Below are 11,170 nucleotides of genomic sequence, written 5' to 3' on the forward strand. Positions count from 1 at the left end.
CACCGGCCCGGGTTCCGGCACAGAAACCGGTGCCGACCCCGGCACGGAAACCGGTGCCGACCCCGACATAGCCACCGACCCCGGCATAACCCCCGCCGCCGCACCCGGCACAGCCACCGGGCCGGCCGCACCCGGCGCGGGGTTCGGGGCCCGGCTCACCGCCCCGCTGCTGCTCGGCTCGCTGCTCAATCCGCTCAACACCACCATGATCTCCACGGCCCTGGTGTCGATCGGCCACCACTTCGGGATCGGCGCCTCCAGCACCGTCTGGCTGGTGTCCGTGCTCTATCTGGCCAGCGCAGTCGCCCAGCCCGTCCTCGGCAGGCTCGCGGATTCCATCGGCCCGCGCCGGGTCTTCCTCGCCGGGCTGGCCGTCGTGGCCGCTTCGGGGCTCGTCGGTGCGGCCGCGCCCGGGTTCGGCTGGCTGATCGCCTCCCGGCTGCTCCTCGGGATCGGCACGTCCGCCGCCTACCCGGCCGCCATGGCCGTACTGCGCTCCGAGTCGCGCAGGCTCGGCCGCCCCACCCCCCGGCCGGTCCTCGGCCGTCTCTCCTTCGCCGGGCTCGGCAGCGCCGCGGTCGGCCCCACCCTCGGCGGGCTGCTCGTCGCGACCTGGGGCTGGCGGGCGATCTTCGCCGTCAACGTGCCGCTCGCCTGCGTCGCGTTCGTCTGCGCCATGTGGTGGATCCCGAAGGACGACGGGCGGCGCGCGGCCGCGGGCGCCGCCCGTGAACCCGCCGGGCTCGACCCGCTCGGCATCGTGCTCTTCACCGGCACCCTCACCGCCCTGGTCTTCTTCCTCCTGGACCTGGCCCACCCGGCGTGGTGGCTGCTCGGCCCCGTAGCCGTCCTCGCCGCCGTCCTCACCTGGTGGCAGCTGCGGTGCCCGCGCCCCTTCATCGACCTGCGGATGCTCGGCCGCAACCACGCGCTCGCCCGCACCTATCTGCGGCACGGCCTGAGCTATCTCGTCATCTACTGCGTGATGTACGGATTCACCCAGTGGCTGGAGGACGGCCGCGGCTTCTCCTCGCTGCACACCGGGCTGCTCATGCTCCCCATGTCGGTGGCCGCGCTGGTGTGTTCGCTGCTCGGCGCCCGTACGAAGGGGATCAGGGCACCGCTCACCATCGCCGCCGTCCTCGTCACCGCGGGCAGCGCCCTGCTGATCCTCACCACCGGCGCCACCCCGGTCGCCGTGCTGCTCATCACCGGCGCCTGCTTCGGTATCCCGCAGGGGCTGGTCGGCACCGGCAACCAGGCCGCCGTCTACCAGTACGCCCCCGCCGACGCCATCGGCTCAGCCGCCGGTCTCCAGCGGACCGCCCAGTACATCGGCGCCATCACCGCATCGAGCCTCATCGCCCTCGCCTACGGGCAGCGGGCGAGCGACGGCGGGCTGCATCTGATGGCCGCCGTCTCCGTTGTCCTCGGTCTGGTGCTCGTCGCACTGACCGTCTCCGACCGGGCGCTCCGTGCCCGTAACCGAAAGTGAGCCATGCCATGACAGCGACCACCCTCGACAGCCGGACCGCGCTGATCCTCGTCGACCTGCAGAAGGGCATCGTCGGCCTGCCGACCGCGCACCCCGCCGCCGAGATCGTCGAGCGGGCCGCGCGGCTGGCCGACGCCTTCCGCGCGCACGACCTGCCGGTCGTCCTCGTACACGTCACGGGCGGCGCGCCCGGCCGCAACGAGTCGCCCGCCCCGCAGGGCACGCCCCCGGCGGACTGGGCCGACCTGGTGCCCGAACTGAACCAGCAGGACAGCGACATCGTCGTCACCAAGCAGACCTGGGGAGCCTTCTACGGCACCGACCTCGACATGCAGCTGCGCCGCCGGGGCGTCACGCAGGTCGTCCTGGCCGGCATCGCCACGGCCATCGGCGTCGAGTCGACGGCCCGCTCGGCGCAGGAGCACGGGTACCACGTGACCGTCGCCACCGACGCCGTCACCGACATGGACGCGGAGGCCCACCGCAACGCCGTCGAGCGGATCTTCCCGCGCCTCGGCGAGACCGACACCACCGACGCGGTCATCAAGCTGCTCGGCTGACCCCGCCCGGTCACACCCCGCGGACGCGGCGCACAGCAGGACGTGCGCCGCGTCCGCGCGTGCTGCCCGCGGTGCGTACCCGTGCGTGCCCGTGGCGCGGACCCGTGCTGTCCCGTGGGCTCCCGCTGAACGGATTCGACCGGCTGTGCCCTCCCGCTGAACGGTTTCGCCGGGCGTCCTTCATCACTTCGGGTGAAACTCTGGCCCCTGCTTGCGGTCAACAACCCACGGTTGCCACGCTGTTGCGGTCTGTCAACCTGTATAGGGAGTGGCCAGTGACTTTCGGTGAGCAGCCGGCCTATTTGCGCGTCGCGAGTGATCTTCGCCAGAAGATCACCGACGGCTCGCTGCCACCGCACACGCGACTGCCCTCCCAGGCGCGTATCCGCCAGGAGTACGGGGTCTCCGACACGGTCGCCCTCGAAGCGCGCAAGGTGCTGATGGCCGAGGGGCTGGTCGAGGGCCGCTCCGGATCGGGTACGTACGTCCGGGAGCGGCTCGTGCCGCGCCGGATCGCCCGCTCCGGCTACCGGCTGCCCGAAGGTGCGACGCCGTTCCGCCAGGAGCAGGCCGACGAGAGCATGCGGGGCACCTGGGAGTCCAGCAGCGAGCAGGAGGTCGCGGACACCGACATCGCGCTGCGGCTCGGAGTCCCGGCGGGTGAGCGGGTGATGCGCACGCGGTATGTCTACCGCGACGCAGGCGAAACGATGATGCTGTCCACCTCGTGGGAGCCGCTGGCGATCACCGGGCGCACCCCGGTGATGCTCCCCGAGGAGGGCCCGCTGGGCGGCTGTGGCGTCGTCGAGCGGATGGCCGCGATCGACATCGTCGTGGACAACGTCGTCGAGGAGGTCGGCGCCCGGCCGGGTCTGGCCGAGGAACTGCTCGCGCTGGGCGGGGTGCCCGGCCATGTCGTGGTCGTCATCTCCCGTACGTACTACGCGTCGGGGCGGGCGGTGGAGACGGCGGACATCGTCGTCCCGGCCGACCGTTACCGCGTCGCGTACCACCTTCCGGTGAAGTGAGCCGCGGACTCCGAGCCGTTCCCTGACGGGAGTTGGGCGGAGCCATGCCCGAACCCCGCTGCGAAAGCTGCCCCCTTGAGCGGCCGAAGTGTGAAGTTCGTGTGCCCATAGTGTGCTCGGTGGTCATCTGACGCCCTGTCTCGTACTCAATGGAAATTGCAGAGTGGCTTGATGCGTACCTCTTTGTGAAAACACGTAATCACTCAGTAAGGGTCAGGCGTACGCTCGGGCATATGCGGACTGCGGTTTCCTGGAGATCAGAAATGACCTGCACGCCGGCGTACGACGGGGGCGCGCGATGACGGACAGCGGGAGCGCAACGCTGCCTTGGCAAGTGATACGTGAGGACGACAACGGCAACCGCTATCGCGTCGGAAGGTACGCGACGAGGGACGAGGCGCAGAAGACCGCCGACACGCTGGGCGCCCGGGGGCACCGGCAGATGTACTGGATCGAACGCATCAGCCAGAGCGTGCAGTAGCGGGGCCTCGATAGGCTCGCGCCATGGCTGATCGCGTCGTCGTGGGTGGAGCGTTGTACGACCGGGGGCGGCTGCTCGCCGCGCGCCGCAGCGCCCCGCCCGAACTCGCCGGGCGCTGGGAGCTGCCCGGCGGGAAGCTGGAGCCGGGGGAGAGCGCCGCGCAGGCGCTGGTGCGGGAACTGCGCGAGGAACTGGGCGTCGAGACGGAACCTCTGGAGCGCATTCCCGGAGCGTGGCCGCTCGGCCGCGGCCTCGTCCTCCATGTGTGGGCCGCGCGGCTGGTCTCGGGTGAGGTGCGCCCGCTGGAGGACCACGACGCGCTGCGCTGGCTCGGCCCGGACGAGATCGACACCGTGGACTGGCTGGACCAGGACCGCCCCGCGGTGGCCGAGGCGGCGCGGCGACTGCGGGCCGGGCTGTACGGATGAAACGGGCCGGGCCGCGCGCGTGAAACGGTCCGTGCCGCACACGTGAATCCGTGCCGCACGCGTGAAACGGTCCGGGCCGAGCGGGTGACGCCAGCCGTGCCGCACGCGTGAAACGGTCCGGGCCGAGCGGGTGACGCCAGCCGCGCCGCACGCGTGAAGCGGTCCGCTGCGCGGGTGACGCCCGGCCGCGCCGCACCGATGAAACGGGCCTGATGTGCGCCGTTCGTGCCTCAGTGCGCCATATCGCACGGCGTAGTCGATATCTATGCCCGATACAGGGTATGTGCTGGTTAGTACCTGTTGATTCAGCGCGCATGTCCGTGGTTCGGCCTGGGGAAGTGATCGGCTTGATCGACACCGAAGGCGGATGCGCCGAGTGGACCTTCCCCGCCGAGCCCGATGCCGTACGCGTCGCGCGCCGGGCGGTTCGGGACACCCTGCGCACCTGGGAGCTCGACGGCGCGTTCGGTGACATCGCCACGCTGCTCGTGAGTGAGCTGGTCACCAACTCCATGCGGCATGCGTCCGGGCCCATCGGCGTCAGGGTCGCGCGACTGGATCAAGCCACGCTGCGGGTGGAGGTTTCGGATCCGCTCCCGGATCCGCCCCGCGAGCGGACGGCCGGGCCCGACGACGAGGGCGGCCGGGGACTGCAGCTCGTGGCCTGCTCGGCGCAGCGCTGGGGGACGGCGCGCGGCAGATCGGGCAAGACGGTGTGGTTCGAGCTGGCCCAGCCTGGTTAGGAGAGGGGTGGGACATCGATCGCGGGCGGAGTGTCCGAAAGTGACTGAGACCGTGCTGTGATCGTGAACGCCGTGCCGGTTCGGTCCGTAGTGCTGAATACTGCGGGTGCCACCTTGGTCGGTTCGGTGCGTGGTGAGCTGGAGGGGACGGTCGCGTGAGCGATATATCCGGTGCGACGGGCGATGTCGTATGGCAGAGCAGTCCGCCCGGCTCGATCTATGACTACATCAGGGTTGCGTCGTTCTCGATCGGGGCCGACGGGCTGGTGGAGCAGTGGAGCAAGCGGGCCGAAGAGCTGTTCGGAGTGGATGCCCGCGATGCCGTGGGCGTGGACCCGGTCGAGGTCTTCCTGCCGGTGGAGGTGCGCGGCAGAGGACACGGCAGGGTCACCGAAATCCTCGACGGCAAGGAGTGGACCGGTGTGGTCCCCTTCCGTATGCCGGGCCGGCCCGAAGCGCAGGGGCTCGCCGAGCTGTATGTGATGCCCACGGAGACGGCCGACGGCGGACGGGCCGCCGTCTGCATCATTGTCGATGTCAGGGTGCTGCGGCGCATCGAGAGCGACCTCGCTTCCTCGCAGGCCATATTCGGCCAATCTCCGTTCGGCTTCCTGCTGTTCGGTACGGACCTCACGGTGCGGCGGGTCAACAAGCGGTTCGCGGAGCTCTTCGGCGACGAGGTCGAGGAACACCGCGGCCGTACGGTCCACGACTATCTGGCCCGCGCGGAGGCCGACCGGATGACCGCGGCGCTCAAGCGGGTCCTGGAGACCGGACGCTCCGTCACCGACCTCCAGCTGATCGGCTCCGCGCCCGGCAGCTCCGAGCGCCGGCACTGGTCGGTCAACCTCTACCGCGTACACAGCGGGTCCGGCGCCCCCATCGGTGTCGCCGGGCTCGGCACCGATGTCACACGCCGTCATGTCGCGGCCCGCGAAGCCGCCAACGCCCGGCGTAATCTCGCCCTGCTCAACGAGGCGGGCGCCCGGATAGGGAACTCGCTCGACCTGGAGACCACCGCGCGTGAACTCCTCGACGTGTCCGTCCCCGGCTTCTGCGATCTGGCCTCGGTCGATCTGTACCAGGGGCTGCTGGCAGGCGACGAGTCACCGAAGGGCAGCGCCGACGGCAGCGCCGAGCTGCGCCGGGTCGCCTATGCCAGCGCCGTCTCCGACGTCCTGCTGAAGGACTCGGACGACGGGCCCGCGCTCGGCGCCGTCCACCGCTACGCCTTCCACTCGCCGTGCGCGAGCGCCCTGCGCACCGGCAAGGTGCGCTCGGTGCCCGGCGCCCAGGGCAGCCATGTCCAGTCCACTCTCGCCGTGCCGATGGTCGCCCATGACACGGTGGTCGGGCTGGTGCAGTTCTCCCGTACGAAGGGGAGCGAGCCGTTCGGGGAGCGGGACCGTTCGCTGGCCGTGGAGCTGGCCGCGCGCGCCGCGGTCTGTATGGACAACGCCCGGCTGTACCGCCGCGAACACGAACGGGCCCTGATACTGCAGCGTTCCCTGCTGCCGCCCGGCGACCCCGAGGCGGCCGGGCTCGACATCGCCTGCCGCTATCTGCCCGGCAACACGGCGAGCGAGGTGGGCGGCGACTGGTTCGACGTCATCGAGCTGCCCGGACACCGTACGGCGCTGGTCGTGGGCGACGTCATGGGGCACGGGCTGCGGGCCGCCGTCGCGATGGGTGAACTGCGCACCGCCGTACGCACGCTGGCCCTGCTGGACCTGGAGCCCGCGGAAGTCCTCGAAGCGCTGGACGAGATCGCCCGCGGCCTCGGCACCCCGAGCGGCACCCAGCAGGCGTCGCGCGCCGCGCACAAGACACGTGAGGCGGACCTCTCCGAGGTCTATCTCGCGACGGCCGTCTACGCGGTGTACGACCCGGTCACCCGGCGCTGCACCTTCGCCAATGCCGGGCATCTGCCGCCCGTCCTGGTCGAACCGGGCGAGCAGGCGCTGCTGCTCGACGTACCGCCCGGCATGCCGCTGGGCGTCGGCGGCGAGCCGTTCGAGGAGGTCGAGGTCGAGATCCCCGAGGGCGCGCTGCTCGCGCTCTACACCGACGGACTGGTCGAGTCCCGCGAACATCCGCTGGACGAGGGGCTGAGCGCCTTCCGTGACGCTCTGACCCACTCGGAGCGCCCGCTCGAAGACGTCTGTGACCATGTGCTCAACACGCTGGACACCCAGCACGGCGAGGACGACATCGCCCTGCTGATGGCCCGTATCCAGGGCCTGCCGTCCGACGCGGTCGGCGACTGGCGGCTGCCCCGCGAACCGCGCTCGGTGGGCCGGGCCCGCGAACTGGCCCGGCAACAGCTGGTCGCCTGGGGCCTGGAGGATCTGGTCGACACGACGGAACTCCTGGTCAGCGAACTCGTCACCAACGCCCTGCGGTACGGCGAGGGCGAGATCAGGCTCCGGCTGCTCCTCGACCGGACGCTGGTCTGCGAGGTCTGGGACGCCGGCCTGGTCCAGCCGCGCCGCCGCCGCGCCCGCGACACGGACGAGGGCGGCCGGGGGCTCCAGCTGGTCGGGATGCTGAGTGCGGCCTGGGGCTCCCGGCGGACCCCGCGCGGCAAGACGGTCTGGTTCGAACTCGCCCTGCCGGACGGCGCGTCGGCGCCGGAGCTGAGTGTGGAGCAGTTGCTGAGCATGTACTAGGTGTGTACTCACCCGGGAGATGAGGGACACGGCCTGCGGGTGGTGGCCCCTTCAGAGCGGTGTGTCTCCGGTGAGGGGTGTAGCGGTGACGGTTGTAGCCATGCAGCCACCCAGGGAACGCGTCTCGACGGCCCGGGTGTTGGACAGGTGCGCGAGCGGTAGCAGAAGCCGTTGTCGGTCCTGACGGCCCAGGACCTGATGGCCCCCGCTCGCGGTAGCGGTCGGCCCGCCTCTTTGTTGTGGTGGGTGAGACTTGGAAGCGTTCGGCCGCTCGGCGGAGTGGCTATTGATCGTCGACCACGCACTGTGCCAGGCGCAGTCAGTGACACAGCCGGCCGGCCCGGGGCAGCGGCGAGGGGCGCAGAAGGACGGGTCACCCGTTCCCGCGACGGGTCACCCGTTCCCGCGACGGGTCACCCGCTCCCGCGTCGGGACACCCGCTCCCGCGTCGGGACACCCGCTCCCGCGTCGGGACACCCGCTCCCGCGTCGGGTCGTTCGTTACTCCGGCGCCGGGGCGTCCGGGGTCCGTTCCCGCAGGAGCTGGAGGAAGGCCCGGGTGGCAGGTGACGCCCCGGAGGTGCGCCACGCGGCCTGTACGGACCGGGGCGGCACACCCGTCAGCGCCACCGTGCTCACCCCGCGCATCCGGGCGGCCGTCGGGGCGGAGACCAGCCCGGTGCCGAGGCCGCGCGCCACCAGCTGCTCCAGCAGGCCCATGGTGTCCGCCTCGAAGGCGACCGTCCGGACGATCCCGGCCGCGGCGAAGGCGGCGTCGTTGTGGCGGCGGATACCGGAGCCCGGCGGCATGTCGACCATGGGTTCATCGGCCAGCCCGGCCGGACCGACCCGGGGCACCCCGGCCAGCCGGTGGCCGTGCGGGACGATCGCGACCAGCTCCTCGTGCGCGAGGACCCGCACGTCGAGCCCCGCCGTGCTCTCCGGCCTGCTGTCCACGAACGCGATGTCGCAGGCGTGCTCGCGCACCTCCCGCAGCAGGTCCCTGACCAGGCGGGCGCGGAGCGTGACTCGTACGGCCGGATACCTGTCCCGGTAGGCGGCGAGCAGATCCGGCAGGTCCACGGCGGCCAGCGGGGTGATCGTGCCGATGCTCAGCCGGCCGCGCACCTCACTGCCGCACGCGAGCACTTCGCCGCGCGCCCGCTCCACGGCCGCCAGGGCTTCCCTGGCCGGGCCCATGAACGCCTCGCCCGCGGGCGTGATCTGCACCCGGCGGCTGGTGCGTTCGAAGAGCCGGGCCCCCAACTCCTCCTCAAGCCGGGCGATCTGGTGGCTGAGCGCGGACTGCACCACGAAGCACCGGTGCGCGGCGCGGGTGAAGCTGCCGGTCTCGGCGACGGCGACGGCATAGGTGAGCTGGCGGAGTTCCATCGATGCATCGTGATACGAGATCGCTGTCATGGCAACCATCTGTTGGACTCATCCTCGCTGCTCGGCCAGCATGAACGGGAGCCCAGACCCGCCCCGCTCCGCGAGTGCTGTCAGACAGCCCGCGTACGAGCACTCCCCGGAAGGAAACGGACGTGGCTTCCTCCCCGCCCCCCTCGCCGCTGTCCCCGTCCGGCATCGCGGACCTCCGTCCGGGTGCCGACACCACCACCGACGGCGCGGGACGCGGCACGCTCCTGCTGATGTCCGTGGCCGTAGGGCTGTGTGTGGCGAGCAACTACTACGCCCAGCCGCTCCTTGACACCATCGCCCGCGATCTGCATCTGTCGTCCACCGGCGCCTCACTCGTGGTGACGGTCGCCCAGGTCGGCTACGCCCTGGGGCTTGTCCTGCTGCTCCCGCTGGGTGACCTGCTGGAACGCCGCAGGCTGATCTGCGTTCTGACCCTGGCGACGGCGTGCTCGCTGGCCCTGACCGCGACCGCCCCCAACACCGGACTGCTCCTGGCCGGCACCGCGCTCACCGGGCTCCTCTCGGTGACGGCGCAGGTCCTGGTGCCGTTCGCCGCCGACCTGGCAGCCCCGCACCAGCGCGGCCGGGCCGTGGGTACGGTGATGAGCGGCCTGGTACTGGGCATGCTGCTCGCCCGTACCGCGTCCGGCGCACTGGCCACCGTCGGCGGCTGGCGCACGGTGTACTGGGCCGCCGCCGTGGCGATGCTCGTCCTGACCGCCGCACTCCACCGGGCGCTCCCGCGGTACCGGGGGAACGCCGGGCTGAACTACCCGCAGCTGCTGCGCTCCACCGCCCGCCTGCTGGTGGAGGAACCGGTGCTGCGGGCACGGGCGTTGATCGGCCTGCTGGCCTTCGCCTGCTTCAGCGCGCTGTGGACCTCCCTCGCCTTCCTGCTGTCAGGACCCGGCTACGGCTGGTCGGACGCCGAGATCGGACTGCTCGGCCTGGCCGGTGCCGCGGGCGCGATCGCCGCCCAGCTGGCCGGCCGGCTGGCCGACCGCGGCCGGACCACCCTGACGACGGTGGCGAGCGCGCTGCTGCTGCTCGTCTCCTGGGGGCTGCTGGCCCTGGGAGCACACAGCCTGGCCGCGCTGATCGCCGGAATCGTGCTCCTCGACCTGGCGCACCAGGGCGTCCACATCACCAACCAGTCGCTGATCTACGCGCTGCGGCCGGACTCCCGCGGCCGCATCACCTCCGCGTACATGACCTGCTACTTCGTCGGCGGCGCGATCGGCTCGGCCCTGGTCGGCGCGGTCCACGCGCACGCGGGCTGGAACGGGGTGTGCGTCCTGGGCGCCGTGATGGCGGCCCTGCTCTGCCTGGTGTGGGCGTGCAGCACGCCCAGGGCGCGGAACTGGGGGCACGGCCGCCCCCGGCTGAGGGCACTGTGGGCGGTCACCGCGGCCGCGTGCATGGGGATGGCCGTACTCCTGCTCATCGCCCTGGCGATCCGCCTCCCCGGGTGACGTCCCGGGAGTGCGGTGCCGGGCGGTTCCGCTGACGGGCTCTCCCAGCATGAACTACGGTGCGTAGTGGGGGCGTTACGGGCAGAACCGTCCGAGCGGGACGGGCGCCCCGGAAGGAGCGCCATGCCACAGCGACGCCTCGTCACCAGCCGCAGCCAGGAGCCGCGCCGACGGTTCGCGGAGGAGCTACGGAAACTGCGCGCCGAACGGGGCCTCACCCTGCGGCAGTTCGGTGAACGGCTCGGCTGGGACTACTGCGCACCCCATGCCGCGATGTGCAGGCATGGAGGGAACAGCTTGAGCACTTGCTTGAGGTGTCCGAGCGCCCCAAAGTGACCCTCCAAGTGTTGCCGGTGAACGCCGGACTGCACGGTCTGGCGAACATGACTGTGATGTCCTCCGGCTGCCGGAGGGGCGTACGGTTGCGTACGTCGAGAATAGGCTGAGCGGTGAACTCATCGAAGAAGTCAGCACCGTTGAGAACTTGCAGCTCCGGTACGATTCCATGCGTGACTTGCCCCTGACACCAGCCGAGTCGCGGAAATTCATCCTGCGCATGTTGGAGGAGCTGCCGTGCGATCCATCGTGAAGCGCGGTGACGTGCGCGGCTGATCAGTGGTCTCCGGCCATCCGGCCGCGCGTTCCGCTGCCGCCGAAGCGGACCGGGGCGCCCCCCGCCCCGAGCACGATCCCGCCGAGTACCGCGCCGGCCACGCCGTCGCCCGGATCGCCGCCGTGCCGGCCCGCGTAGGTCCGTACGTCCTGCTCGGCCAGGTACTGGGCCTGCCCGGCCAGTGAGCCCGCCTGCTGAGCCCCGGACAGGGCGCCCCGCGGGTCGGTGCCGGCGAGGGTTCCGGACTCCTCCAGGTGGCG

At 71.5% G+C, this 11,170-nt stretch carries 9 protein-coding genes and 3 pseudogenes; 9 read left to right on the forward strand and 3 right to left on the reverse strand.

Annotated features, from left to right (window positions below):
- The first annotated feature begins 85 nt into the window (after positions 1-85).
- The 7 genes from G3I19_RS15225 (at position 86) to G3I19_RS15255 (ending at position 7,404) form a co-directional block, all read left to right on the forward strand.
- Complete coding sequence (locus tag G3I19_RS15225) at positions 86-1,495, forward strand: MFS transporter (protein ID WP_343235111.1); 1,410 nt, start codon at positions 86-88, stop codon at positions 1,493-1,495.
- Between the two features lie 8 nt (positions 1,496-1,503).
- Positions 1,504-2,055 carry an isochorismatase family protein gene (locus G3I19_RS15230; protein ID WP_164264128.1) on the forward strand — a complete coding sequence of 184 codons (552 nt, stop codon included), beginning with the start codon at positions 1,504-1,506 and terminating at the stop codon, positions 2,053-2,055.
- Between the two features lie 275 nt (positions 2,056-2,330).
- Positions 2,331-3,083 carry a GntR family transcriptional regulator gene (locus tag G3I19_RS15235; protein WP_164264129.1) on the forward strand — a complete coding sequence of 251 codons (753 nt, stop codon included), beginning with the start codon at positions 2,331-2,333 and terminating at the stop codon, positions 3,081-3,083.
- Between the two features lie 298 nt (positions 3,084-3,381).
- The gene (locus G3I19_RS15240; RefSeq protein WP_164264130.1) at positions 3,382-3,564 is read left to right on the forward strand and encodes an SPOR domain-containing protein; all 183 of its coding nucleotides are present in this window, start codon (positions 3,382-3,384) and stop codon (positions 3,562-3,564) included.
- A 23-nt stretch (positions 3,565-3,587) separates the two neighbouring features.
- Positions 3,588-3,992, forward strand: coding sequence for a (deoxy)nucleoside triphosphate pyrophosphohydrolase (locus G3I19_RS15245; RefSeq protein ID WP_164264131.1), 405 nt, complete (start codon positions 3,588-3,590; stop codon positions 3,990-3,992).
- 338 nt (positions 3,993-4,330) lie between these two features.
- Positions 4,331-4,735 (forward strand): ATP-binding protein, encoded by a 405-nt coding sequence (locus G3I19_RS15250; protein ID WP_164264132.1) that lies wholly within the window; start codon positions 4,331-4,333, stop codon positions 4,733-4,735.
- A gap of 155 nt (positions 4,736-4,890) precedes the next feature.
- Positions 4,891-7,404, forward strand: a complete 2,514-nt coding sequence (locus tag G3I19_RS15255) for a SpoIIE family protein phosphatase (RefSeq protein WP_164264133.1) — start codon at positions 4,891-4,893, stop codon at positions 7,402-7,404.
- A 193-nt stretch (positions 7,405-7,597) separates the two neighbouring features.
- On the opposite strand, the pseudogene G3I19_RS37535 reads toward G3I19_RS15255, so the two are convergent.
- Together G3I19_RS37535 and G3I19_RS15260 are read right to left on the reverse strand one after the other, a co-directional pair.
- Positions 7,598-7,723: pseudogene (locus tag G3I19_RS37535) on the reverse strand (IS481 family transposase); the annotation flags it as partial.
- 181 nt (positions 7,724-7,904) lie between these two features.
- Positions 7,905-8,795, reverse strand: a complete 891-nt coding sequence (locus G3I19_RS15260; protein ID WP_164264134.1) for a LysR family transcriptional regulator — start codon at positions 8,793-8,795, stop codon at positions 7,905-7,907.
- A 152-nt stretch (positions 8,796-8,947) separates the two neighbouring features.
- Here G3I19_RS15260 and G3I19_RS15265 point away from each other — a divergent pair, with 152 nt between their 5' ends.
- Complete coding sequence (locus G3I19_RS15265) at positions 8,948-10,297, forward strand: MFS transporter (protein WP_343235109.1); 1,350 nt, start codon at positions 8,948-8,950, stop codon at positions 10,295-10,297.
- 123 nt (positions 10,298-10,420) lie between these two features.
- Positions 10,421-10,886 (forward strand): annotated as a pseudogene (locus G3I19_RS37540) (Scr1 family TA system antitoxin-like transcriptional regulator).
- A gap of 23 nt (positions 10,887-10,909) precedes the next feature.
- Here G3I19_RS37540 and G3I19_RS15270 read toward each other — a convergent pair.
- Positions 10,910-11,170, reverse strand: a pseudogene (locus G3I19_RS15270) (TPM domain-containing protein); the annotation flags it as partial.

Origin of the sequence: Streptomyces sp. SID10853, assembly GCF_010548145.1 — a bacterium.
GTDB lineage: Bacteria > Actinomycetota > Actinomycetes > Streptomycetales > Streptomycetaceae > Streptomyces.

Excerpts from the sequence above, each read along its gene's own strand:
- G3I19_RS15230 (WP_164264128.1), top strand. The coding sequence starts at position 1,504 with ATGACAGCGACCACCCTCGACAGCCGGACCGCGCTGATCCTCGTCGAC.
- G3I19_RS15260 (WP_164264134.1), bottom strand. The coding sequence starts at position 8,795 with ATGGAACTCCGCCAGCTCACCTATGCCGTCGCCGTCGCCGAGACCGGC.
- G3I19_RS15240 (WP_164264130.1), top strand. The coding sequence starts at position 3,382 with ATGACGGACAGCGGGAGCGCAACGCTGCCTTGGCAAGTGATACGTGAG.
- G3I19_RS15245 (WP_164264131.1), top strand. The coding sequence starts at position 3,588 with ATGGCTGATCGCGTCGTCGTGGGTGGAGCGTTGTACGACCGGGGGCGG.